General features: G+C 54.9%; 23 protein-coding genes, 4 pseudogenes and 1 riboswitch. Of the genes and pseudogenes, 14 read left to right on the forward strand and 13 right to left on the reverse strand.

The window, feature by feature from the left end; genetic code table 11:
* Positions 1 to 92: pseudogene (locus tag ABJP42_RS02325) on the forward strand (integrase); the annotation flags it as partial.
* 259 nt (positions 93 to 351) lie between these two features.
* Here ABJP42_RS02325 and ABJP42_RS02330 read toward each other — a convergent pair.
* Positions 352 to 525, reverse strand: a pseudogene (locus ABJP42_RS02330) (IS6 family transposase); the annotation flags it as partial.
* Between the two features lie 250 nt (positions 526 to 775).
* Between ABJP42_RS02330 and ABJP42_RS02335 the strand changes: the two are divergent.
* Positions 776 to 2,164 (forward strand): Fic family protein, encoded by a 1,389-nt coding sequence (locus ABJP42_RS02335; RefSeq protein WP_348338288.1) that lies wholly within the window; start codon positions 776 to 778, stop codon positions 2,162 to 2,164.
* Between the two features lie 209 nt (positions 2,165 to 2,373).
* Positions 2,374 to 2,793 (forward strand): annotated as a pseudogene (locus ABJP42_RS02340) (IS6 family transposase); the annotation flags it as partial.
* A 54-nt stretch (positions 2,794 to 2,847) separates the two neighbouring features.
* Here the strand turns inward: ABJP42_RS02340 and ABJP42_RS02345 are convergent.
* The gene (locus ABJP42_RS02345; RefSeq protein WP_348338289.1) at positions 2,848 to 3,231 is read right to left on the reverse strand and encodes a GntR family transcriptional regulator; all 384 of its coding nucleotides are present in this window, start codon (positions 3,229 to 3,231) and stop codon (positions 2,848 to 2,850) included.
* On the opposite strand from ABJP42_RS02345, the gene ABJP42_RS02350 reads away from it, so the two are divergent.
* A complete protein-coding gene (locus tag ABJP42_RS02350) occupies positions 3,230 to 3,940 on the forward strand; it encodes an IS6 family transposase (protein ID WP_348338290.1) in 711 nt (236 codons plus the stop codon). The two genes, ABJP42_RS02345 and ABJP42_RS02350, sit on opposite strands and share 2 nt — an antisense overlap.
* Positions 3,941 to 4,049: 109 nt before the next feature.
* On the opposite strand, the gene ABJP42_RS02355 is transcribed toward ABJP42_RS02350, so the two are convergent.
* On the reverse strand, positions 4,050 to 4,406 hold the full coding sequence (locus tag ABJP42_RS02355) for a type II toxin-antitoxin system RelE/ParE family toxin (protein WP_348338291.1): 357 nt from the start codon (positions 4,404 to 4,406) through the stop codon (positions 4,050 to 4,052).
* A complete protein-coding gene (locus ABJP42_RS02360; protein WP_348338292.1) occupies positions 4,390 to 4,665 on the reverse strand; it encodes a ribbon-helix-helix domain-containing protein in 276 nt (91 codons plus the stop codon). Before ABJP42_RS02360 ends, ABJP42_RS02355 begins: the two co-directional genes overlap by 17 nt.
* Positions 4,666 to 4,758: 93 nt before the next feature.
* On the opposite strand from ABJP42_RS02360, the gene ABJP42_RS20720 reads away from it, so the two are divergent.
* Positions 4,759 to 4,953 carry a helix-turn-helix domain-containing protein gene (locus tag ABJP42_RS20720; protein ID WP_490363175.1) on the forward strand — a complete coding sequence of 65 codons (195 nt, stop codon included), beginning with the start codon at positions 4,759 to 4,761 and terminating at the stop codon, positions 4,951 to 4,953.
* A 300-nt stretch (positions 4,954 to 5,253) separates the two neighbouring features.
* On the opposite strand, the gene ABJP42_RS02365 is transcribed toward ABJP42_RS20720, so the two are convergent.
* Positions 5,254 to 5,538: a hypothetical protein gene (locus tag ABJP42_RS02365; RefSeq protein WP_348338293.1), complete on the reverse strand. Its 285-nt coding sequence runs from the start codon at positions 5,536 to 5,538 to the stop codon at positions 5,254 to 5,256.
* A gap of 395 nt (positions 5,539 to 5,933) precedes the next feature.
* Between ABJP42_RS02365 and ABJP42_RS02370 the strand changes: the two genes are divergently transcribed.
* From ABJP42_RS02370 to ABJP42_RS02380, 3 genes are all read left to right on the forward strand, one after another.
* The gene (locus tag ABJP42_RS02370) at positions 5,934 to 6,518 is read left to right on the forward strand and encodes a sigma-70 family RNA polymerase sigma factor (protein WP_348338308.1); all 585 of its coding nucleotides are present in this window, start codon (positions 5,934 to 5,936) and stop codon (positions 6,516 to 6,518) included.
* Positions 6,519 to 7,154, forward strand: coding sequence for a ChrR family anti-sigma-E factor (locus ABJP42_RS02375; RefSeq protein ID WP_348338294.1), 636 nt, complete (start codon positions 6,519 to 6,521; stop codon positions 7,152 to 7,154).
* 174 nt (positions 7,155 to 7,328) lie between these two features.
* A complete protein-coding gene (locus ABJP42_RS02380; protein WP_348338295.1) occupies positions 7,329 to 7,844 on the forward strand; it encodes a fasciclin domain-containing protein in 516 nt (171 codons plus the stop codon).
* Between the two features lie 31 nt (positions 7,845 to 7,875).
* On the opposite strand, the gene ABJP42_RS02385 is transcribed toward ABJP42_RS02380, so the two are convergent.
* Positions 7,876 to 8,601: an SDR family NAD(P)-dependent oxidoreductase gene (locus tag ABJP42_RS02385; RefSeq protein ID WP_348338296.1), complete on the reverse strand. Its 726-nt coding sequence runs from the start codon at positions 8,599 to 8,601 to the stop codon at positions 7,876 to 7,878.
* Positions 8,598 to 9,365: a DUF1365 domain-containing protein gene (locus ABJP42_RS02390; protein ID WP_348338297.1), complete on the reverse strand. Its 768-nt coding sequence runs from the start codon at positions 9,363 to 9,365 to the stop codon at positions 8,598 to 8,600. The genes ABJP42_RS02385 and ABJP42_RS02390 overlap by 4 nt, the downstream gene beginning before the upstream one ends.
* 123 nt (positions 9,366 to 9,488) lie before the next feature.
* Here ABJP42_RS02390 and ABJP42_RS02395 point away from each other — a divergent pair, with 123 nt between their 5' ends.
* Genes ABJP42_RS02395 through ABJP42_RS02415 form a run of 5 tightly spaced genes read left to right on the forward strand, consistent with a single transcriptional unit; the run spans position 9,489 to position 14,183 of the window.
* Entirely contained in the window at positions 9,489 to 10,838 is a 1,350-nt protein-coding gene (locus tag ABJP42_RS02395) for an NAD(P)/FAD-dependent oxidoreductase (protein WP_348338298.1), read from the forward strand.
* Positions 10,777 to 11,934: a class I SAM-dependent methyltransferase gene (locus ABJP42_RS02400; RefSeq protein ID WP_348338299.1), complete on the forward strand. Its 1,158-nt coding sequence runs from the start codon at positions 10,777 to 10,779 to the stop codon at positions 11,932 to 11,934. The genes ABJP42_RS02395 and ABJP42_RS02400 overlap by 62 nt, the downstream gene beginning before the upstream one ends.
* Complete coding sequence (locus tag ABJP42_RS02405) at positions 11,927 to 12,415, forward strand: hypothetical protein (protein ID WP_348338300.1); 489 nt, start codon at positions 11,927 to 11,929, stop codon at positions 12,413 to 12,415. Before ABJP42_RS02400 ends, ABJP42_RS02405 begins: the two co-directional genes overlap by 8 nt.
* Positions 12,412 to 13,641, forward strand: a complete 1,230-nt coding sequence (locus tag ABJP42_RS02410) for an MFS transporter (protein WP_348338301.1) — start codon at positions 12,412 to 12,414, stop codon at positions 13,639 to 13,641. The genes ABJP42_RS02405 and ABJP42_RS02410 overlap by 4 nt, the downstream gene beginning before the upstream one ends.
* Positions 13,638 to 14,183 (forward strand): DUF3833 domain-containing protein, encoded by a 546-nt coding sequence (locus ABJP42_RS02415; RefSeq protein ID WP_348338302.1) that lies wholly within the window; start codon positions 13,638 to 13,640, stop codon positions 14,181 to 14,183. The genes ABJP42_RS02410 and ABJP42_RS02415 overlap by 4 nt, the downstream gene beginning before the upstream one ends.
* A 1,332-nt stretch (positions 14,184 to 15,515) precedes the next feature.
* On the opposite strand, the gene ABJP42_RS02420 is transcribed toward ABJP42_RS02415, so the two are convergent.
* Positions 15,516 to 15,956 carry an acyl-CoA thioesterase gene (locus ABJP42_RS02420; RefSeq protein WP_348338303.1) on the reverse strand — a complete coding sequence of 147 codons (441 nt, stop codon included), beginning with the start codon at positions 15,954 to 15,956 and terminating at the stop codon, positions 15,516 to 15,518.
* Positions 15,956 to 17,116: an iron-containing alcohol dehydrogenase gene (locus ABJP42_RS02425; protein WP_348338304.1), complete on the reverse strand. Its 1,161-nt coding sequence runs from the start codon at positions 17,114 to 17,116 to the stop codon at positions 15,956 to 15,958. The genes ABJP42_RS02420 and ABJP42_RS02425 overlap by 1 nt, the downstream gene beginning before the upstream one ends.
* Positions 17,117 to 17,393: 277 nt before the next feature.
* Positions 17,394 to 17,602: riboswitch (cobalamin riboswitch) on the forward strand.
* A gap of 161 nt (positions 17,603 to 17,763) precedes the next feature.
* On the opposite strand from ABJP42_RS02425, the gene ABJP42_RS02430 reads away from it, so the two are divergent.
* Positions 17,764 to 18,531, forward strand: a complete 768-nt coding sequence (locus ABJP42_RS02430) for a TonB-dependent receptor (protein ID WP_348338305.1) — start codon at positions 17,764 to 17,766, stop codon at positions 18,529 to 18,531.
* A gap of 93 nt (positions 18,532 to 18,624) precedes the next feature.
* On the opposite strand, the pseudogene ABJP42_RS02435 reads toward ABJP42_RS02430, so the two are convergent.
* The 4 genes and pseudogenes from ABJP42_RS02435 to ABJP42_RS02450 form a co-directional block, all read right to left on the reverse strand.
* Positions 18,625 to 19,741 (reverse strand): annotated as a pseudogene (locus ABJP42_RS02435) (Fic family protein).
* A 265-nt stretch (positions 19,742 to 20,006) separates the two neighbouring features.
* Complete coding sequence (locus ABJP42_RS02440) at positions 20,007 to 20,972, reverse strand: ornithine cyclodeaminase family protein (protein WP_348338306.1); 966 nt, start codon at positions 20,970 to 20,972, stop codon at positions 20,007 to 20,009.
* Positions 20,969 to 21,457 (reverse strand): TRAP transporter small permease, encoded by a 489-nt coding sequence (locus ABJP42_RS02445; protein WP_348338309.1) that lies wholly within the window; start codon positions 21,455 to 21,457, stop codon positions 20,969 to 20,971. Before ABJP42_RS02445 ends, ABJP42_RS02440 begins: the two co-directional genes overlap by 4 nt.
* 2 nt (positions 21,458 to 21,459) lie before the next feature.
* On the reverse strand, positions 21,460 to 22,022 hold a 563-nt coding region (locus ABJP42_RS02450; RefSeq protein ID WP_348338307.1), incomplete at its 5' end, for a TRAP transporter substrate-binding protein.

Genomic DNA, 22,022 nt, shown 5'->3' on the forward strand with positions numbered 1-22,022 from the left:
GCGACCGCCTGAACAATACGCCCCGCAAATGCCTCGGATGGAAGACGCCGGCCGAAGTCTTCCGAGAAAAGATGTTGGAGGAAATGCGATGACCACCCTACCCTAAAGTCAACAAGAGTCGCAGTTCAGATATCGCTCACATCGGGCTCCGACACAAGTCAATATGGGTTCAAACCGCACATTTTCGTTCCACCGAGTGCCGACACTCTCTTTTCCCACAAGGCTTATCAACCCTGCGATATTTGGCGTCTCCGGGCTGCTAAGCCTTGCTACCGTCAGCGCCCTTGGTGACATTCCTGTTTTGCGCAATCGGTGACATTTCTGAATGCCGTTTACAATGATGTGGCCGGGTGCGCCCAAAAATCCCTGCGCCTGACGGGCTGACTTGAAACGACCCAGTATTTTATCCCGCATCCGTGTTGGCCTGCTCGATCCTTCGATACGATTATTTAGCCTTTTGTTCGCCCGATGATCCACGTCCAGCGCTAGCTTGCGTAAGGCAGCACCGTAACTGCGCAACCCATCCTGCCAACGTCCTTCCTTTCTCACTTGGTTTGGAAACCACGCCACGCAGTATACGCGCCATTCGATGAGGCAACTTGGGTTTACCCTTCAGAGCCGCTCCCTTTCTCACCAAATCGGTCATTGAAGGTCGGCATTCATGTGCAGGAAATTCTTGCGCCTAAATCCCATTCATGCGCATAAATGCTTATTGTTGCGTGTAAGTTGTTTCTTGCGCGTAAGAATTTTGGCGCAAGAATTGGGGAAATCATGGATGGCACGAGAAGTTCCAGCAGATGAACACAGTGATCTAATCCGGGTTCTGACCGAATCCGAGCACGCCCTGTCACTGTCTGACATCCATGAGATGCTCACAATCCAAGTGCCGAGGCGCACACTTCAAAGCCGGTTGAAAACACTGGTTGAGAATAAGGTAGTGATCCGCGAAGGTCAGGTTCGGTCCACGAAGTACCGCCTTGTGTCAACATCATCAGACGCCCCAGAAACACCTTCCGCCCCCCTGCCCCTCTCGGATGCGGGTCGCGCTGCATTGGCACAGGTTTCGCAGAATATCGCCGCCCGAAACCCCGCCGGTTACAACCAAACTTTCCTTACAAACTATGTGCCGAATGAATCGCGCTATCTGCCGGGTGACCTGACGACAGAGCTCTTAAATCTCGGATCAGCCGGAACGCACGAACAAGAGGCAGGCACCTACGCCAAACAGATCCTGCAGCGCCTGCTTGTTGACCTCGCTTGGAATTCAAGCCGCCTTGAGGGAAATACCTATTCGCTACTGGATACCCGCAGGCTCATTGATTTTGGGGAAGCCGCCGAAGGGAAAGATCAACGCGAAGCGCAGATGATCCTGAACCACAAAGATGCCATCGAATTTTTGGTGCGCAATGTCGAAGATACGGGGTTCAACAGATACACAATTCAGAACCTGCATGCCCTACTTGCCAACAATCTGTTGTCCGACCCAGCGGCTCCCGGGCGGCTCCGTAGCATCGCAGTTGGCATCGAAGGTTCGGCGTTTCACCCGTTGGAAAACCCACATTTGATTGCCGACAACTTCGACACTATCCTTGAAAAGGCCACATCTATAGATGACCCCTTTGAGCAGGTGTTTTTCGTCCTTGCCCACTTGCCCTACCTTCAGCCATTTGAAGACGTGAACAAACGGGTGTCGCGCATCGCGGCCAACATCCCGATGATCCGCGCCAATCTTGTGCCGCTCTCCTTTGATGGTGTGCCTCAGGATCTCTACACGAAGGCAATGCTTGCCATCTATGAAACCAATGACATTGCATTGCTGCGGGACGTATTTGTCTTTGCCTACCGACGGTCCATTCAAACCTATGCTGCTGTCCGCCAATCTCTCGGAGAGCCTGATCCGTTTCGCATTAAGTACCGCACCGAGATCACAGAGGTTGTGTCGCAGATCTTATCAACGCCAATGTCACGGCAAGATGTTGTCGCCTTCTTGAAACCCTGGAGCGCTGATAATATGCCCGACTGCGACCAAGCGAAGTTTCGCAGAACTATTGAGGATGAACTCCTCGCCCTGCATGAAGGCAATTTCGCGCGCTATCGCGTCAGACCATCGGAGTTTCGCGCGTGGCAAGCTCTGTGGTCAGAAATCAATTCCCAGAATAATTGAAGCAAGGAACATACGGGATCATTTCATCATGTCTATTCGATCCTTTGCCCTTACTGTTCAGTGACCTCCTCACACGGTTCTGTTGCAAACTTTTGTGAGTTGGGCAGTGAGGTCGTGTTGTGTTAGCAGCGGGTCTTTGAATTTGAAGGCAGTTGCCCAAACATAACGATTGATTTCAAGGGCAGCCATTATCCAAAGTCGGTGATCCTGTATACCGCGCGGTTGACCGTGACGGGCAAACCCTTGATTTCATGTGGTCTGAGGGGCGCGATACGGCTGCTGCGCGAAGGTTCTTCAAGCGTGCCGTTGGCACAAATGGTGTCCCAGAGCGTATCGCCATCGATAAAAGCGGCGCCAATTTGGCTGGCCTGCGAAGTCTAAACGTCATCCTCAAATTCACAGGAGCTGGTCGGATTATCAACATCGTTCAATCCAAATACCTCAACAATATTGTTGAGCAGGACCACCGTTTCATCAAGAAGATTACTCGGCCAATGCTCGGCTTCAAAGCCTTTCATTCAGCAGCCGCAACACTGGTTGGGATTGAAGCCGCGCACATGATCCGCAAGGGGCAGCTCGGTCAAAAAGATGTGTCACCTTTCAAGCAGTTCGCGGCCCTCGCCGAATAATTGTGTCCAGTGTACGCTCTCACTCAGCCTCCAATAATATTTGCGACAGAGCCCCTATTCCGAGCCCACCATCCCCCGTCTCATCTGGGCTGCGATTTCTTTCCGTGTTGTCAGGACATGCCGTCGCAACGTTTCTACTGCTTCAGCCGTGTTGCCCGCTTTGCATGCATCCAGAATTTCCCTGTGCTCTGCCTGCGGCCGCTCCAACCCGCTCACCTCGGTGACCAGCAGGCGGAGTTGCGGGCCGATCCTTTGCTGGAGGTCGGTGATCATCTGCAACAACAGCGGGTTGGAGCAGGGCTCGTAGAGTGCCTGGTGGAAACGGATGTTCATATCGCTCCACTTGGCAGGTTCGGTCTGCCGGGAGTATTCATTCAGAAGGGACTGTTGCATTAACCAGTCTAAGATTGTGAAGTGTTTTTTGAATGGACAGTTCATGCCAAATAATCAACCATTCAAGCGTCATCGGTTCCCTGCTGCGATCATTCTGTGTGCCGTGCGAATGTACTTGCGATATCCGCTATCTTATCAGGACGTTACCGACCTGCTGGTGGAGCGTGGTCTTGATGTGGATCGATCGACTATGTTTCGGTGGGTGCAGAAATTTGGACCCGAAATATCCAAGCGCACGGAAAAGCATCTCCGTCGTGCAAGCCTGAATTGGCACGTCGACGAGACCTATATTCGGGTTGGTGGCAAATGGTGTTTTTTGTGGCGAGCAATTGATGCGCACGGCCAATTGGTGGACTTTCGACTGACAGCCCGACGCGATGGCAAGGCCGCAAAAGCCTTTTTGAATAAGGCCATTGAGCGTGTTCGGTTACACCGCCCCGTCTCAATTTGCACAGACAAGGCCCCCACGTATAGGAAAGTGATCCGCGAGATAAACCACCGATATGACCCGCATTTTGACTACATCACGCATATTGATCGAAAGTATCTCAACAACCGAGTGGAAAGTGACCACGCAGCATTGAAACGCCTACTGGGCTACCGAAAAAGCTTCCGATCGTTGCGAACTGCAAAGGCCACGCTTCGAGGAATAGAAACGATCAGAACAATCAAAAACGGACACGTACAAACCAAGCAACCGGGCGTCCGGGGCGAGATTGTCTTCGTCCAAAGTCTCTTCGCATTGGCAGTGTAACATGCCCAAATCAGCGACCGTCCAGCATCCTGCCTGATTAATGCAACAGTCCCCTATGGGCAATTGGGAGTGTGGTCAACAACTTGACGATCCCCCCTGCCCTACTGTACTAACCGGTCGGCTCTCTCAGCAGCCGCAGCAGCATCTGACGGATGTGATCCTGACCGCCATAAAAAATCGCAAGAACCAGAATGGTCTCGGTGTCGTCCTGCAGCTGATACCAGTAAATTGCGCGGCCCAGAGACAGGTGGCGCAGCCCGGGCAACAGCTCATCATGGACCTCTCCACGATACGGGGCCGTGGCGATGCGCTCCATTGCGTCCAGAATCTTGTCAATTCGGCCGACGGCCTGTGCGGCGGCAGCCGATCGGGACTCGCCAAATTCGACATAGCTATCCGCCAGGTGGTCGAACAATAAATCAGCGTCGCGCTCAGCCTCTGCTGAGACCTCAATGGTCCAAACCATACGCCCGCCGTTTATCCTCTAGCCGTTTGGCCACACGGGATCTGAATGTCTTTCCGTCCACAAAGGGCCCTTTCGCCCGCTCCTGCAGCACTGCCCGAAGTGCGTCGGTGTCGGCGCGCTCGACTTCCTGTCGTTGCCGGACCAGTTCAATCCCGTGCTGTGCTACGGCGCTGAGTGATGGAAACAAACCTTGCTCGACAAGGTCTTTGGCAAATTCGGCCTGGGCGTTTGGCAAAGATATCGATGTTTTGATCGTCATGAGAACCTCCAATACTTACAGTATGACGCAGTAATACCGAAATCAAGTGCCGGAACGCGGTAACCCGCATCACGGCCTCAGTCTATGGGACCCATGGAAATCTGGCGAAATATGCGCCTGTCACACAGCCGTTGGCTACTATTGAACACCAACAGAACAATCACTCAGATAGCTTTTGAATGCGGTTTCTCAGACTGCGCTCATTTCAGTCGCTGGTTTCTCAAGAAATACGAAAACAGCCCGACAAAATTTCGAGGTATGCGGAAGGCCTCAGACAAAACTCCATAGATCGTGTGCTCCGTGACAAATGACTGTCGGTACAATTTTTATGCTTTTAGAATAGCTACTTGGGTGTGCGCTACCCTGACTTGCGACTTTTGAGTGATAACAGCCTGTTGGCATTCAAAGGGACAAATGATGAAACGCCCCTATAAGCAGCTGAGTCGTCCCATAGGTGTGATGGAGCCGAACTGGCCTGTAACGAGAACATGAGCTGCAGGAAGGTACGCTGATCAAACCGCCGAGTAAGTCCGATATCGTAAAAACGTTTGTCATGCCGCAGCCCCAATTTTCGACCAGTCCCTAGGCTCAGGACCTATTAATCTGATTGAGGTTGTCGGTTCGGCGTGATTCAGGCAGCTTGCCCTCCTTGTCGCGGACAACCGCGATGGGGTGGTTGGCAATATCCACCGTGACATAGGATCCGGGTGTCCTTGTTTTCTCCACATGACACACCCATTGCCAAGTCTTTGAGATGACTGATTTTAGATCAGCATCAAACCACTTCTCCTGGGTATAGGCCTCTACCCGCAATGAGTTTGACCGCGCCGGGTCAGGATCATAGCCAAAGGAAATTGAGTCCGTGTTTGTCATGTTATCCCTCCCTAAGTTGGGAGAAGACTGAAGTGGTCCTGCTTTCTCGGACAGTTTTGCGTCTCAGCTAAGATGTAATCCGGTTGGTTTCATGCCGCCTTCTGGGATCGTTCTGTGTCAAAGAATGCGTCGTCAGGGGTTCGTTTGTCGAGAGCCGTATGAGGCCGCTCGGTGTTATAGAAGCTGACGGGTTCGGCAGTAGGTAAAGAGGGGCGTCAATTGAGCTGAATTCTGAGTTTTGGCCATTTTCCTGAGGCTAATATACCCTTTCAGCCAGCTGCTGGCATGTTTCGACTTAAGTTTTTTGCCCTTAAGGTGATCCAAAAATTGCACCAAACCGTACTCTTGGTATGATGCAGACAGTGTTAGAACATCACCATGTAGGCCAGGAGCAAATGGGCCCGCCCAAAACAGGACGAGCCGTGCCGCAACAAGCCCCGCAAATGTCCCAGATGACGGTCTGGTTGGTCGCAGTGCGCGATGAGCGCGATCGCGATGCCTTTGGGTCATTGTTCGATTACTTTGCGCCTCGTTTAAAGGGCTTCATCATGCGTTCGGGAACAGGCGCGGCGCAGGCGGAAGAAATCGTGCAGGATGTTATGTTGACCGTTTGGCGCAAGGCCACGATGTTCGATCCACATCGCGCCCAGGCTTCTGCCTGGATTTATCAAATCGCTCGAAATCGGCAGATCGATATTATCCGCAAAGAAAACCGACCTGTTCCTGATGAGTTGGCACAGGATCCGTGTTCTGAACCGGATGCCAGTCAGATCTTGGCGTTTGATCAAGAGGCAGAGCAGTTGAAAAGCGCTCTGGACCAACTGCAACCCGACCAGAAAGAGATGATCGAGAAAGCCTATATGGGGGATCTCACCCATCAGGAAATCAGCGTTCAGACCGGGTTACCGCTTGGCACCGTAAAATCACGAATTCGCCTTGGCCTTAACCGGCTGCGCAAAGAATTAAAGGGGTTGCGATAGATGTCTGCAATCACACACCACATTCCAAACGATATGATGGCGGCCTATGCCGCAGGCACGCTGCCGCATCCTTTTGCCATGGTTGTTGCGGCCCATGTATCTCTTTGTGAGGATTGTCGTGCGACTTTGGGATCCTATCACGCTGTCGGCGGAGCCTTGCTGGAGCAGACTGCAGATGTCGCTGTCTCTAATGACTTGAAATCCAATTTGATGGCGCTGTTGGATGCCCCTGTGCAGCCTGAACCAGTATACGACGCACAAGGCATCTACCCAGGTCCGGTGATGGAAGCATTGAAAGGAGGGGCGCCACGCTGGAGAACACTTGGGATGGGGGTGAAACAGAGCATCCTTTCAGAAACGGACGGTGGATCAGCGCGGTTGCTGTACATCCCGGCGGGGCAAGCGGTTCCTGATCACAGCCACAACGGGCTGGAGTTGACACTGGTTCTACAAGGGAGTTTCAGTGATGAGACCGGTCGCTTTGGCGTTGGAGATGTAGAGATCGGCGACGAAGATCTTGAGCACACCCCAATTGCCGACGCTGGCGACGCCTGTATATGCCTAGCAGCAACAGACGCGCCATTGCGTTTTAACGCATTTATGCCGCGATTGTTGCAACCACTGTTTCGCATTTAGGTCCTGCCATACACTTCCTTTAAAAGCCCGCAATTAGCGGGCTTTTTCCATTTAAGAACCTGTATTTAATAACATATTCGTGATGTTGAGATCTGCCAGACCTCCTGCTGCGTACCCTTAATACGATCCAAAGAGAAATGAAAACACACTCAATAGTCTGCTTGGAGATAGATCATGAAAACCACACTCAAAACCGCCCTCGCCGCCCTTGCCCTAGCAACATCTGTCAGCGCAGCACAGGCCAATACAATCGTAGAGATCGCAGCAGGGGACGAGCGTTTCTCGACCTTGGTGGCAGCAGTTGGCGCGGCTGGTCTGGCCGATGCACTGTCTGGGCCGGGCCCCTTCACGGTCTATGCGCCGACGAACCAGGCCTTTGCGGCATTGCCAGAGGGCACGGTTGAGACTTTGCTGAAACCGGAAAACAAGGCCCAGCTGACAAACGTGCTGTTGTATCACGTGGATGACAGAAAGCTGTCTGCTGATATGATCCCAACCGGCTCCAACTACTTCAAACCGCTGCTGACCAGCGAGCGCCTGTGTATCACTGCAGGCACAGAAGGGGTGAAGATCGCGGATGGGTCCGGGCAAATGGCCAATGTCTTGGTCGCAGATATCCAGGCGGACAATGGCGTGATCCATGTGATTGACAAAGTCCTGCTACCCGGAAGCCGCCCAGCCTGTCATTAAAAAATAGGCCCCGCATAAAGGCGGGGCCCGTCTATTTGAAACGATAGACCAGCCAGTCTGGTAAAAGTGCCAAGGTCTTGATGACCCAGGAAAAGGGCCACGGAAAATCTGTCCGAAACCGCTGCCGTTGTATGGCCCGGAGCACATGATCTGCGGCCTCCTCAGCTGACATCAACTGCGGCATTGAAAAATCATTTTTGTCCGTCAGACGAGTCTCTATGAAACCGGGGTTAACAAGACGTACGGCCACACCGCTGCCTCGCAGGTCGTGGCGCATGGTTTCAGCCAGACTGATCAGCGCCGCCTTGCTTGCTGCATATCCTACGGCTGCGGGCAATCCGTGATACCCTGCCAGTGATCCGACCAAGGTGATGTCCCCTTGATCCTTGGCGATAAACGGGGGCAACACATGCCCCAGAACCCGCACAGCCCCGGCAAAATTCACCTCCATCATTGCCAGGGCTTCTGCACTGTCCCAGTCTTGGCTTCGCATTGGGGTATAGGCGCCGGCATTGTAGATTACCCCATCGATCGGCCCCAGGTTTTTTGCAGCCTCAGCAACTGAGCGATCATCTGTAACATCCATGACCAGTGGTGTGGCAGCCCCAAGAGCCCAGGTCAGCTCTTGTAGCCGACCCTGTGATCTGGCGGACAAAATAACGTGCGCACCGGCGCCGACCAGGCCTTTGGCGATTTCTCGCCCCAATCCTTCGCTGGCGCCAATCAGCCAATAGGTCTTTCCCCTCAAATCACTCATGAGTTGACCTTTGAGGGGGAATTGTCAGAGACAAGTGGTTCGGGAGGTTTGGGTTTGCGCAGGAACGGCGCACCTTTGAGCCAGAGCTTCACAGCCTGCCAGTAAATCAGTGCCACAACCCGCATTGCCCCAAAGGGACGGCGAAAAGCGACCCCGGCCAGACGCGCTGCCGTCACCGGGCGGCGCAGCCCGTTCAAGGTCGCCAGAACGCCCTGGTCCCGATTTTGATAAGATATGCGAATATTGAAGGCGCGATCTGTCATTTCAAAATTGAAGCGATAGGTGCCTGCTACCTGCTGAAACGGCGAGACATGCATCAGTTTATCAGCCTCGATTTGATCGCAGCGCTTGATGGGGCGGAAATCACTATGTGCACAGAAATAGCAATGGCGGTGGCCAAAGGTATTGTTCACCTCCGCAACGAATGCGCAGGGCGCACCATCTATAGTCGCAATCCAGAAGCTCACGGGATTGAAATGAAATCCCAAGAAGCTCGGCTGGGTTAAAAGCAGAAGCTTTGCCTGCTCAACCGGAAACCCGCGCTGTTGCAGCAATTGTCGAAACCAGACCACCCCCTGTCCCTTACCACGAGGACCGCCGTGGTGATGGTCATGTAGCGAGAAGAGGTTGAAGCGGTTGCGCGACAACAAAGGTGCAGCGCCCTCAGTCAGATCGGTCAACACGTAATCCACTCCATATCGGAAGGCGTTTTTCAGACCTCCGCGACGGGCGTGATAGGTTTGGGCTGTGACAAGTTCAATCATAGTTAGGTTACGGGAAAAAACAGAAACTGGATCACCTCACCAACTGTTTTTTACAGATGAAAGTGATCCGGAGCCGCCGTCCAAGCGTAATGCCTTCATTACCTAGCCTAAAATGAGGACAGCATGCTGGATCAAACTCAAGGCCCACGCCGTAAAATTGCGATTGTAGGAGGCGGCATTTCTGGACTGTCAGCAGCCTACTATCTCTCCGCCACACAGGATGTGACCCTATTTGAGGCCGCGCCGCGTCTGGGCGGACATGCACGCACTGTCCTGGCAGGCAGAAACGGTGACCAGCCGGTTGATACAGGCTTTATCGTCTTCAACTACGCCACATACCCCTATTTGACGCGGCTGTTCCGGGATCTCGACGTTCCTGTGATCAAAAGCGAGATGAGCTTTTGCGCCAGTATTGATGGTGGTGAAATCGAATATGGGCTGAACAGCCTTTCTGCGATCACAGCGCAAAAGCGCAATCTCGTCAGGCCACAGTTCTACAAGATGGTTGCCGATATCCTGCGTTTTGGTCGCGAGGCTGAGGCGGCAGCGACAGAGGATACAAAAACCATCGGTGAACTGGTGGATGAGCTGGGGCTTGGACAGTGGTTTCGCGATCACTACCTCCTGCCTATGTGTGGGGCGATTTGGTCCACTCCGGTAACCGATGTCGACGCCTTCCCGGCAAAATCACTGGTTCGGTTTTTCCGCAATCACGCCCTTTTGGCTGGGGCTGGTCAACATCAGTGGTGGACCGTCAAAGGCGGCAGCATTGAATATGTGCGCCGGCTGGAGGCAGCCATCCTGGCGCGCGGGTGTACCGTTCATACCGGGGCACCGATTGAACAGGTCGCCCGAGACAGGCGTGGTGTTTCTCTGGTGGTGCAGGGGCAAGGTGCGCAAAGCTTTGATGAGGTGGTTTTTGCCTGCCACTCGGATCAGGCGCTTAAAATTCTTGGTCAGTCTGCAACTGCGGCTGAAACAGCGGCCTTAGGGGCTATACGCTACCAAACCAACTCCGCCGTTCTACATTGTGACGAAAAGCAAATGCCCAGGCGCCCCAACTGCTGGTCAAGCTGGGCCTATCGCAGCCAGGATGGGGGTGTGGGAGTGACCTATTGGATGAACCGTCTGCAAAGCATCCCTGAAAGCGATCCGCTGTTTGTGACGTTGAATCCAACCCAGCCAATACCCGACAGCAAGATCTACGATGAGGTCACGTTCTCACATCCCGTTTTTAACCAGGCCGCGTTGCAGGCGCAACGTGAGCTGCGCGCCATGCAGGGTCAGAACCACTCCTGGTTCGCAGGTGCCTACAACCGCCATGGATTTCACGAAGACGGCATCGCCAGCGCGATGCGGATTGTCCGCCTGATGAACTCCCCCGCCACTTTGACCGCAAAAGGACCCCAGCATGACAGTGACGAACAAAGCGATGAAAACGCAGTTTCTGGCAACCTGCGCGCAACTGCGTGAAGGTCGCCTGACCCTGCGCACTCCTGATGGCGCGCGCTATCAGTTCGGCGATCACGGCCCCGAAGCCGAAATGGAAATTCGCGATTGGGCTGCGGTCTCTGCGATGGCGGCCCACGGGCAGGTTGGGTTGGGCGAGGCCTATGTTCAGGGGCTGTGGGAGACACCGTCGATCGAGGGGCTGATGTCGCTGGCCATGGTAAATCGGGAATATCTGGCCAGTTATGATCAGGCCAGCCCGTTTAACCGCGTCAAGTTTCGCATCGTTGACCGCCTGTTACGCGCCAACTCCAAACGCGGATCACGCAATAACATCCGCGCCCATTATGATGTCGGAAACGAGTTCTATCAGCTCTGGCTGGATGAAGGCATGACCTATTCCTCGGGTCTTTTTGGAGACACGGGCGATGACCTTGCCCAGGCGCAAACGCTCAAAAACCAACGTGTCCTGTCCCACCTCAACCAAGGTGAACGCGTTCTGGAGATCGGCTGTGGCTGGGGCGGCTTTGCCGAACAGGCCAGCGCCGAGGGGCGCGATGTGACGGGAGTTACCATTTCGCGCAATCAACATAGCTATGCAGACTGTCGGCTTGATGGGCGCGCTGACATTCAATTGCGCGACTACCGCGATGTGCAGGGAACTTTTGACAACATCGTCTCTATCGAGATGATCGAAGCCGTGGGCGAGAAGTACTGGCCTAGCTACTTTGATACATTGAAACGCAATCTGTCAGCAGGCGGCCGTGTCATGCTGCAGGCCATTACGGTTCCCGACAGTTTCTTTGAGACCTACCGGACCTCCTCCGATTACATCCGGCAATACGTCTTTCCGGGGGGCATGTTGTTATCGGATCAAATGATCGCAGCCCAGGCGCAGGCAGCGGGCCTACAGGTGAGGAACACATTTTCCTTTGGTCAGGACTACAGCAAGACCTGCCGGATCTGGGCACAGCGTATGGTGGCGCAGAAGCGTAAGATCAAGGAACAGGGCTACGACGAAGGATTTTTCCGCAACTGGCAATACTATCTGGAGATCTGTGCAGCCTCCTTTGCAATCGGACATACAAACGTCGTCCAGGTCGAGCTCGCACATGCGTAGCCTGTTGTTCAGCACCTGCCTCGCCCTATTTGTTACCGGGGCTGCGCTGGCCAGCAACTTGCCGAAAGGGGTAGAGCAACGCGGTGAAGCTGCCTTTAGTTTCCTGGGGTTTCAGATCTACAAGGCTCGGCTGTTCACTCAGGCTGGTCGACCGCTGGATTGGTCCCAGGATTTTGGACTTGAGCTGACCTATCAGCGCCGATTGAGCCAATCTGATCTGGTGGAGGCCACCCTGCGCGAAATGGCCCGCATGGGAAATGCGCTGCCCATTCGGGATCAACTGGAGAAATGCTACCGACCCGTTGCACCCGGAGATAGCTATCTGGCAGTCAGTGACGGGCCCGACCGGCTCGCCTTTTGGCGCAATGGAGTTGCGGTCTGCGCCCTGTCCCATGACAACATCAAAACCCATTTTATGGAGATTTTTCTGGGCAATGACAGCCGGTCTGCGCGGTTCACGCGGGCACTCTTGGGCCAATGATGCTGTATCCCAGGGTCAGCCTTTACGCCCTGATGCTGGCCAGTGCCGGGATCCCATTGTATATTCACTTGCCTCAATTTGCAGCAACTGATCTGGGTTTGAGCCTCGGTTCACTCGGCGGTGTTTTACTGGCGATCAGGGCCTTTGATCTGGTGCAAGACCCTCTGATTGGTTGGGCGGTGGATCGCTGGCCACAATACCAGTCCAGCTTTGGTTGGGCTGCAGCCCTCGGTCTGGCTCTGGGGTTCCCGCTTCTGTTTGGGTTGCAGCAGGGGGCCAATGTGTTGGCCAAAGTGATCCTGATCCTGATGCTGTTGTTCTCGGCCTATAGTCTGGGAATGATCTTGCTTTATGGGCGCAGTGCAACGCTGAGTGTCTCAACGAAGCCCCGCGATTTGATGACCCTCGCGACATTTCGAGAAAGCGGCATGTTGATCGGAGTGATCTTGGCCGCAATTGCGCCGGCTCTTCTGGTTGGGCTCGGCGCCAGTGGGCAAGGTTATGCTGCATTTGGTCTCTTTCTGGGGGGCTTGGCATTGGCCACGGCCCTACTGACCCGGAAGATTTGGCAGCGTCAGGCTGCGGTTGGGCGGACCTTGAGCTTTGCCAACCTATGGCAATCCGGGGCGTCAAACTTGATCATCCTAGCCGTTCTGAACAGCTTGCCAGTGGCGCTAACCTCCACCCTGTTTCTGTTCTTTGTTCAGGACTACTTAGCGCTACCCCATCTGGCTGGCCCACTGCTGGTGCTGTTCTTTCTGTCTGCAGGGCTCAGCGTGCCCCTGTGGAACCTGCTGAGTCAAAGGATCGGTGCAAAGCCTGCGCTTTTGATCGCAATGCCATTGGCAATCGTTAGCTTTGTCGGGGCAGCATTTCTGGATCCGGGGCATGCAGTAGGGTTTACCTTTATCTGCATGGCTTCAGGGGCCGCGCTTGGCGCAGACATGCTGCTGTTGCCGACTTTGTTCAGCCTCACACTGGTCAAAGCGGGTCTCAGCGCAGGCGCGGCCTTTGGCATATGGTCCTTTGCCGGGAAGCTCGCCCTGGCCCTAGCAGCTGCAATTGCATTACCTCTGTTAGAGATCCGAGGTTTCACACCCGGAGCAGATAACACACCAGCAGCTCTTGCGGCGTTGGTCACGGCCTATGCCATCCTTCCCTGTTGTCTAAAAACTGTCGCCCTCTGCTATGCGCTGAGGCTGCCCAACGAAAGCCCTCCATCATGAAACTTCTTGCTGCCTGTCTTGCCATTTTGCTGCTTGCCATGATTGCCAAAACCTATCTGTTTAGCTTCCGGTTCCAATCCCCGCGCGACTATGCAGAAACCGGACCGCAGTTTGATCTCAGGACCCATCTGTCCGGGGAGATCCTGTCCGAAGGTCTGATCTTTGGGCCCAGCGGAAAAATGACCAACAGTTTCACCGCCAAGATGGTTGGCACCTGGGAGGGCAACACAGGGACTTTGACCGAGGAATTCACCTATTCAAATGGAAAAACTCAAAAACGAAAATGGTATCTGACACTCGGCCCCAACAATAGCTTTACGGCCACTGCAGATGACTTGGTAGGGGAAGCTCAGGGCGTTGTATCCGGTTCAACTGTGCGCTTGAGCTATGAGATCATTCTCCCTGAAGAGTCAGGTGGCCATATCTTACAGGCCACAGATTGGATGTATCTAACCGCAGATGGAGCGATCATGAACAAATCAGAAATGCGCAAATTCGGCCTGAAGGTTGCCGAGCTTATCGCAACGATGCGATCCATTTGAAAACTTCGCAATATTCCAAACTAAGAGCAACCAACCTGTCTGGCCAAGGGACTTAGTTGTTGCAGCCGACAGGTACGGGCCTAAAATTTGGAGATTTGAACTTTTCTGGTGTTACCCAGGCTCTAAAGGCGAAAGCGAATATCTGGAGCGGTGAAGGGCAGCTATGCTCCTATTCTCTCTTGGTCAATGCTAGTGCAGCGAATGTCTTCAAGCTGTCGTTCGTAAATTGCCTTCCTAGAGTGCGGGGCAAGGAAACAAATGTCCAGAAAGGGCTGACAGCAGTCAACCAGGTCTGCCGATCAGACCGACGACAGAGTGTTCAGGGTGAAAACCACACGCCGCATCGCCGCATGGCGGCTTTGAGCCCATTTTGACCTATGCTGCGGTTGCAACGAACGTCTGTTTTCTTGCTGATCCGATTAGAGCTCTTGAGATAGCGGCCATAGATGCCAAAGGGTCCCCGCCGTTAGCTTGCACAAGGGAAACAAACGGGCTGGCTAAAGCGACTTTTACGAATCCGTCGTGACGGGTCGGCATATGTTCTCCTCAAGGTTTGGACTAAGTTAGCGGAAATCTGAGGGCTGTTTCGGCCACTTTTGTTCGATCACAGTGGCCAATCTACCCAAAAGTGGCCAACATTGATCAATCCGGTGCGTTAACTTGCTGGTAAATGCTTCACGTAGGCACTAGCTAATTCAAATTCGCGCTCCTCTACGCGTCAAACGTCTTCCGAGAGACCGCCCGTTGATCGTCGGCAGTAATAGCCCCGGCATCTACTAGAAACTGTTCAAGCAGGGCAGTTCCAATCTTGGCTTCTCGAGCAGCTGTACCAACAGAATGCAATTTCCTCGTAGGTTGGAAGTATCCGAGAACGGTTTCACCAGGCGCTATTGGCCAGTGATCAAGGATGCAGTCTCTCATGATTTTCCGAAAGGGAGCAAAATCCTCTTTGGCTAGGTGAAATTGCGCCGACTCTACGTACAGTTTTCCAAAGGCTTTGTGAGGCTCGTCGGTATTTCCGCTCGCGAGCAAGACCAATGCATCCAATGCTTCCCGGATTTAAACCTCACCACATCGAACGATATTGAAGCCGAGGGCTTGGCCACACCTAATCTGAACCTCTTCGCCTAAGTCAGATGTATCTTCCAATCGAAAAAGTTCTGCCCCCAAGGACACCGCGATGCCGGTCACCAAAGCAGCCCTTGAACCTGTTGTGCAGCGTTCACGGATAGTCGAAGGTTCAAAATGCAGACGAAGCAGGCATGTCTGACTTTTCATTCAACATCTTAGCAAAGCAAAAAAGGGTCGAATGGATTGAAGTCGCGTCAGGTGTTATTTTTTTATCAGGCTTTGAAACGCGACGCGGCGCTCGTCTTCTATTGGGGACGGCAGGTGGGTTTGGCGATTGACATAGACATGGATAAAAAAGCCCTCAGCCGTGGCCGTGTTCTCGTCATTTCGGAACAAGGCGACTTCGTATTTGATTGAGCTTGAGCCCAGCCGTGCCACCCGAAGACCGGCTGTTACCGTGTCAGGAAACCCCATTTCGGCATGGTATTTGCAGCCGCTTTCAACCACCAATCCATAGGTTTCGGAAGTGCGCGGATCCAACAGGCCTCGTTCGATCAGCCACCCATTTACTGCAGTGTCGAAGAGAGAATAATGGACCACGTTGTTCATATGGCCATAGGCGTCATTGTCCATCCACCGGGTTTGCAGCGGATAGAAGTCCAGGTAGTCCGCGCGTGTGGTGATCGGTGCCTTACCTCCCATCACCAGGCTGCCTCGTAGATGTCAAACGCATCCCTTTCAGTGACCGCACGGGGGTTGTTGACCAGAAGACGCTGTTGAACCATAGAATCCGATGCCATTTTCGCGATGGCCTCTTTGGGAATATTCACGTCTCGCAGGCGGGTCTGCATACCCAGATGTTTGGACAAATCAGCCAGCGCGTCGATAAAGGCGGCACAACGCGCTTGGCTGCCTTCGACCTTGGCTATCTGTGGAAAGGCGTCTACGGCAATTTCTGCATAGAGCATATGGGCGTCGGGCGCGTTAAAGCGCAGCACATGCGGCAGAACCAGCGCGTTCGACAACCCGTGCGGGATGTGGAAGGTGCCGCCGATAGGATAGGCCAGCGCGTGTACCGCAGCGACGGGCGAATTGGCAAAGGCCTGCCCCGCCAGCATGGACGCCAGCAACATCGCCCCGCGCGCGTCTTTGTCCTGACCATTGAATACCGCAGTTTCGATGTTGGCGCCTAGGAGGCGCAACGCTTCGCGCGCCAGCATTTTGGACAGAGGATTGTTGTTGGCTGATTTTGAGGCGTAGGCTTCGATCGCATGCACCATCGCGTCGACACCGGTGGCCGCTGTAATATGGGCCGGCAAACCCACAGTCAGGTCTGCATCCAGAACAGCTATGTCCGGTAGGATTATAGGGGAAGAGACTCCACGCTTTTCCTCGGCACCCACCGTGATGATCGAGACTGGTGTAACCTCAGATCCTGTGCCAGCGGTGGTCGGAACCAGAACCAATGGCAGGCGTGGGCCTTTGGCCTGCGCAACACCCCAGGCTTCGTCCAGATCCTCATTGGATCCCAGTAACAGGGCCACCAGTTTAGCCACATCAAGCGAGGAACCGCCGCCGAATCCCAGGACACCCGTCACCCCGGCCGCGCGTCCAGCCTCCACCGCCTGCATCAGCGTTTCAAGAGACGGATCGGCCTCTACTTTATCAAACACCGAAACCTTGTGCCCCGCAGTTTCCAGGGAGGCGATGGCAGGATCTGCAAGCCCCAGCTGGCGAAGGCCAGGATCTGTTACCAGCAAGACCGATTTGCCCAGCGTTTGTCCTGCCACTTCAGCAAGACGAGCCGAAGCGCCGGTTTCGAAGATCAGAGATTTAGTGGTATTGAAAATGAAAGGTGTCATTTCGGTCTCCTTGAGTGCTGAGTCACGCCTCTTCCTTGTCGATATCATAAAGATTGAACCGTATGATCTTATCCGATCTCCTACGCAAAATTTTTGGGCCGTTCTTTCAACAATAATATGTTTTTAGGAGGAAGGCCGGTCTCCACAATAGGCATGTTTGGCTTCAAGATCCGGTGACGTTCCGTCACGGCAGTGCAGCACATCAAAGCGTCATCATGGTTTTCGCTTTAAGCGATCTGCTTCAAACTCCCTGCTTGACAGCCCCCCGAATGCCCGACTAAGTCGCCACCATTCTGGTCCGGCTGGGAAACCACCCGGTTAAAAGGGAACACGGTGAGGTGTAGCCAACAGGCGCCTATTCCGTGACTGCCCCCGCAACTGTAAGCGAAGAGCAAAGCTGCATTTTGCCACTGTCCATCGGGGCGGGAAGGCGCAGCGGAGCCTCGACCCGCGAGTCAGGAGACATGCCAGGATGATCACCCTATCGCGGTGCGGGGTGCGCCGAAGATAACGGATTTCCGTAGTGGTGGCGTTTTCACCGTCTGCGGAAGTGACCCCTTCTAAAAAGGCCTAAATTCGTTTTGCCCTGCAGTTTTGCAGGTGCCTTGGCCGTGTCCGCATTTTCGCGCGTCCGGAAGGAATGGAATATGAGCAAGGTTCACTTGTCCACTCTGGCGACCGTTGTCGCTATTGCCCCCGCGCTTGTCTCCGCCCAGGAGGAAGATGTTTTTGACCTGGGAGAAATCATCGTCTCCGGCGGGTTTACCCCAATCGCAGCGCAGAAATACGGCCGCTCTGCTTCCGTGACCACCAGCGAAGAACTTGAAAACCGAGGGATTACCTCAGTGAAGGACGCATTGCGCTCTGTGCCCGGCCTGATGGTGAACGGATCGGGAGATACTTTCACCCAGGTGCGTATCCGGGGTGCCGAAGCAAACCATACGCTGATCCTGATCGACGGCACCGAGGCCGCCGGCGGAGACGGAGAGTATATTCTCACCGGCCTGGATACTGCCAACATCGAGCGGATCGAAGTTATGCGTGGTCCTCAGTCCGTATTCTACGGCTCCAATGCCTCGGCTGGTGTCATCAATATCATTACAAAAAAGGGTGGGATCGGTACCGAATATGGCGGCAGCATTGAGGCTGGCAGTGACGGCTATCAGGCCTCGGCACGGGCTTCCATGCGGACCGAAACCGGCGGGATCTCACTCAACCTGTCGCATGTGAATGACGATGGCTATGATGCCTCTGGTGATGGCGGAGAAGAAGACGGGATCGAGCGGTCTACAGCCCAGCTGAGCGGCGACTACAAGGTCCTGCCGAACCTCAAGATCGGCTTCACCTTCCGCCGGTCAGAAGTACGCTACGACCACGACAGAACCTCTTCAACCGCAACTGACGCTGCCGGATAGGGGAACATCTGCTTAGCCCTGCAATTCTTCTATAGCCTGGAGGAGTTGCAGGGTTGCTGGGCTAACACATGCACGTCTCCTGTTGCCAAGAAGCTACGAAGACGTCTCTTCCAGATTGAGCCAATAACGTGTGTACCGCAGTTCCCCTGTGCGCGTGAGGGCGTTCATTTCAACCAGATCGCTCAGGTCCCGTGTTGCTGTCGCACGCGACGTCCCGGTGATTGAAATGTAGTTCTCGGCACTCAGGCCACCCTTGAACCCGTCCGGCCCCTCGCGGAACATTCGCTCGATTACCTTGACCTGCCGGCGATTGAACTGGTCGCGATGCCGGTCGTAGAAATGAGCCTTCGCGATGAAGAACCCCACCCGATCCAGCGTCACCTGCTGTGCCGTCAGTACGGTTTCAGCGAACCACTCCAACCACGGTGTGACATCCAGCGTCTTCTGATGGTGCTCAAGCTGGTCATAGTAGGCCTTTCGCTCCCGCTCGATTGTAAAGGCCAGTGCGATCAGGCTCGGCTGGCCAGATTTTCTGGGCCAGGGATTTTTCGGCCAAGGCTCGACCCAAGCGTCCGCTTCCATCCTCGAATGGGTGGATGCTCTCGAAATAGAGATGGCTTAATCCCGCCCTCGGCAACGCCGGCAACGGCTCTGTCGCATCAGGTGCCGTCTTGTTGAACCAGTGAACATATCGGTCCATCTCGTCCAAAACCTGCGCAGATGGCGGCGCCTCAAAATGCACGGTCGGGCGATCAAACCGGCCAGACACGATCTGCATCGCGTCTTCGTGCTGCCGATACGCTCCGATCGTCTCAAGACGCCGCTCATGGGACAAGAGCATCTCATGCCAGCGAAACAGTGTCTCCTGTGTGAGCGGTTCGGCGTAAGTGGAATAGACATCCACCATCATCTCGGCCACGCCCTGCTCCCGGGGCTTGGTCGGATAATTGTCAGGGGACAAGCCCAGGTGACGCCGCAATGACGATTGCACGCTTAGCCTGTCCAGCGCTTCTCCTTCGATGGCACTGGTCTTCATGGCCTCATCGCCTAAAAGATCGATGCACAGTTGGTCACGTTCAGACGGACCAACATGATGGGCAGCACCCAGAATTTCACCCGAAGACAGCAAGAAGCTCTGCTCGAACGGGGCAATGGCCGCAGCATCGTATCGAAATCCCGGCCAGCCCGGTGTTTGCCAATTCCACATCATGAATTATAGAGCCTTCTTCTATAACTCACAATGTTCCTTCAACTGAGCTATAGAAGTCAGCTCTATCGCTCAGAGGCTCAGAGAATCCCTTCGCGATCTGCCCGACAGCTTACCGATTTGCGACAGAGCTAGGCTGCTCCAATCCCCACATCCTAAAGCGACCTTGCCAAGTTGTTTGTAGGTTAATGAGAAAGGTAATACTTCGGGCCGTCTACCCCTCCTGTGAGCAGTCCGCCACTGTGAGCCTGCAAATTGTTCTTGGCCTTCAAACGGGCGGTTTTGGTCCACTGAGCTTAAGAACCTCAAAAGCCGCCACCAGGTCCTGCAGGATTAGCCCATGGGATTTATAGGCGGTGATTTCCTTCGCCGAAGCGCGCCCTGAATGCAGCCCCAGCAGCACCTGACCGATCTCCGTGACCGGATAGTCTGCCGGGATTTTTCCGGCGGCTTTTGCCTCCAGTATTTCGCCGGATTCACGGCTGCTGCTTTCCGTGGAATCCGTGAACATGGTGACACGGGCAACTCCGGTGTCATCCAGCTCGCGGCTGTCAGCAAGGCTGGCGCCCACAAGGTTGATATGCTGGCCAGCCTCCAGCCACTCGCCGGTGAAAAAAGCGGATTTGGACGCAGTTGTGGTGTGGATCACATCCGCGCCTTGCACGGCCTGCGGCAGATCCGCGATTGCCCTGACCTGGGGTGTCCCATCTGCGATCCGCTGCACCAGATCTTTGGCGGCCTCAGCGCGGCGGGCCCAGATGCGGATCTCTGCCGTTGGGAAACAGGCCAAAGAGCCGCGCAGGTGCCACTCGGCCTGTTCGCCAGCGCCACAAATGGTGATGATGCGCGGATCAGGTCGGGCCAGCGCTTGGGTTGCCAGCATCGACATGGCAGCGGTGCGCAGGGCGGTCAGCGCATCGGCGTCACAAATGGCCATGGGCCGCCCATCCTGACTGTCAAACAGCACAACAAATCCCTGATGGCTGGACAGACCCATGGCGGGCGCGCCGGGAAACAGGCTCAGCACCTTGGCGCCATGCAGAGGTGGCTCTTGCAGAGAGCCATACATCAGCCCCATGCGGCCCTGCGCATTGACCGGCGCGGCAAATCGCGGCGGGTGGTTGGCGGTTTTTTGCGTCACCGCCTGCATCGCTAGGGCCAGCGGCTGCAACAGATCGGTGAGCTGCACCGAGGCAAAGACATCTGCGGCGGAAAAGACGGCGGGGCTGGTCATGTCGCGGGTTTTTCCTTGGTCAAAAGTGCTGCCAGATGCAGCAGGATCACGGTGCAGCTGAGCGGGACGATGGCCCCGACAAGGGCCATATTGATCCCCATCCCCTGCGACAGACGATTGCTGCTGCGCCACAGGAAACCGCGTTCAAAATTCATGTTAGGCCCATAAAAGGAATAATAGAGGATGGGCAGCAGAAAGATCAAAACCGTCAGGGCAAAGATCACCTTGTGGCCCAGGCCCCTGTCCTCCGGGTTGACCTGTACAACTGTTGGGTCGAGGCGACGTTTGAAGGCGCAGGTGGCCCCCAGCAACCCGGCCCAGATCATCAGGTAGCGCGCCAGCTCTTCGGTCCAGCTGAAGGGATAGTCAAATCCGTAGCGGGCCCAGATCTGCAGCAGCACGGTGAGCGCCATGCCCACCAGCGCCAGTTTGGCGATACTGAGGCAAGCGCGGTCTACCTGCGCGCTTGCCCCGGCGAGGATCATCCTCACCGTGTTTTGGCGGCCAGGGCGCGGAAGGCCTCAACCGAATCTGCTGGCATCAAACCGGCCCAGGCCTCTTCGCTGCGGGCCTTCAAATCGGCCAGCGCCTCGGGCGACATGGTGGAGATGGTGACGCCGGATTTCTCCAGACCTGCCAGCTCTCCGGCGGCGGCTTTTGCGGTCCAGGCGCGGTTCTTGGCATTGGCCTGATCCACCGCCTGATCCACCTTGGCCTTATCCGCATCGCTTAGATCCGCGTACCAATCCGCCGACATCAGCGCCGAGCGGAACGGGGTGCCGGCGCCAATATCGGTGTAGTGCTTGAGGAACTCTGTGTGGCGGAAGATCAGCGCCACCACCGGTGGGTTGTAGTAACCGTCCACAACACCCTGCTGAACCGCCCCGGCAAATTCCGGCATATCAACCACGGCGCCCTGCACGCCCCAGTTCTTGAACAGTTCAATCTGAGTGGCATCAATCGCCCGCAGGCGCAGGTCGGCCATGTCTTCGACCTTGGTCACCGGAGTTTTGGCGTTGAACACCCCCATGGTGCCGCCCAGTCCTGGCA

Source organism: Pseudophaeobacter sp. (assembly GCF_039971195.1).
Lineage (GTDB): Bacteria > Pseudomonadota > Alphaproteobacteria > Rhodobacterales > Rhodobacteraceae > Pseudophaeobacter.

What these genes read in the sequence shown, in the direction of transcription:
- ABJP42_RS02355 (WP_348338291.1), bottom strand. Translation starts at nt 4,406, where the DNA reads ATGGTTTGGACCATTGAGGTCTCAGCAGAGGCTGAGCGCGACGCTGAT.
- ABJP42_RS02375 (WP_348338294.1), top strand. Translation starts at nt 6,519, where the DNA reads ATGTCTGCAATCACACACCACATTCCAAACGATATGATGGCGGCCTAT.
- ABJP42_RS02400 (WP_348338299.1), top strand. Translation starts at nt 10,777, where the DNA reads ATGACAGTGACGAACAAAGCGATGAAAACGCAGTTTCTGGCAACCTGC.
- ABJP42_RS02345 (WP_348338289.1), bottom strand. Translation starts at nt 3,231, where the DNA reads ATGAACTGTCCATTCAAAAAACACTTCACAATCTTAGACTGGTTAATG.
- ABJP42_RS02365 (WP_348338293.1), bottom strand. Translation starts at nt 5,538, where the DNA reads ATGACAAACACGGACTCAATTTCCTTTGGCTATGATCCTGACCCGGCG.
- ABJP42_RS02360 (WP_348338292.1), bottom strand. Translation starts at nt 4,665, where the DNA reads ATGACGATCAAAACATCGATATCTTTGCCAAACGCCCAGGCCGAATTT.
- ABJP42_RS02395 (WP_348338298.1), top strand. Translation starts at nt 9,489, where the DNA reads ATGCTGGATCAAACTCAAGGCCCACGCCGTAAAATTGCGATTGTAGGA.
- ABJP42_RS02420 (WP_348338303.1), bottom strand. Translation starts at nt 15,956, where the DNA reads ATGGGAGGTAAGGCACCGATCACCACACGCGCGGACTACCTGGACTTC.
- ABJP42_RS02405 (WP_348338300.1), top strand. Translation starts at nt 11,927, where the DNA reads ATGCGTAGCCTGTTGTTCAGCACCTGCCTCGCCCTATTTGTTACCGGG.
- ABJP42_RS02440 (WP_348338306.1), bottom strand. Translation starts at nt 20,972, where the DNA reads ATGACCAGCCCCGCCGTCTTTTCCGCCGCAGATGTCTTTGCCTCGGTG.
- ABJP42_RS02390 (WP_348338297.1), bottom strand. Translation starts at nt 9,365, where the DNA reads ATGATTGAACTTGTCACAGCCCAAACCTATCACGCCCGTCGCGGAGGT.
- ABJP42_RS02350 (WP_348338290.1), top strand. Translation starts at nt 3,230, where the DNA reads ATGCCAAATAATCAACCATTCAAGCGTCATCGGTTCCCTGCTGCGATC.
- ABJP42_RS20720 (WP_490363175.1), top strand. Translation starts at nt 4,759, where the DNA reads ATGGAAATCTGGCGAAATATGCGCCTGTCACACAGCCGTTGGCTACTA.
- ABJP42_RS02380 (WP_348338295.1), top strand. Translation starts at nt 7,329, where the DNA reads ATGAAAACCACACTCAAAACCGCCCTCGCCGCCCTTGCCCTAGCAACA.
- ABJP42_RS02385 (WP_348338296.1), bottom strand. Translation starts at nt 8,601, where the DNA reads ATGAGTGATTTGAGGGGAAAGACCTATTGGCTGATTGGCGCCAGCGAA.
- ABJP42_RS02430 (WP_348338305.1), top strand. Translation starts at nt 17,764, where the DNA reads ATGAGCAAGGTTCACTTGTCCACTCTGGCGACCGTTGTCGCTATTGCC.
- ABJP42_RS02370 (WP_348338308.1), top strand. Translation starts at nt 5,934, where the DNA reads ATGGGCCCGCCCAAAACAGGACGAGCCGTGCCGCAACAAGCCCCGCAA.
- ABJP42_RS02445 (WP_348338309.1), bottom strand. Translation starts at nt 21,457, where the DNA reads ATGATCCTCGCCGGGGCAAGCGCGCAGGTAGACCGCGCTTGCCTCAGT.
- ABJP42_RS02425 (WP_348338304.1), bottom strand. Translation starts at nt 17,116, where the DNA reads ATGACACCTTTCATTTTCAATACCACTAAATCTCTGATCTTCGAAACC.
- ABJP42_RS02410 (WP_348338301.1), top strand. Translation starts at nt 12,412, where the DNA reads ATGATGCTGTATCCCAGGGTCAGCCTTTACGCCCTGATGCTGGCCAGT.
- ABJP42_RS02415 (WP_348338302.1), top strand. Translation starts at nt 13,638, where the DNA reads ATGAAACTTCTTGCTGCCTGTCTTGCCATTTTGCTGCTTGCCATGATT.
- ABJP42_RS02335 (WP_348338288.1), top strand. Translation starts at nt 776, where the DNA reads ATGGCACGAGAAGTTCCAGCAGATGAACACAGTGATCTAATCCGGGTT.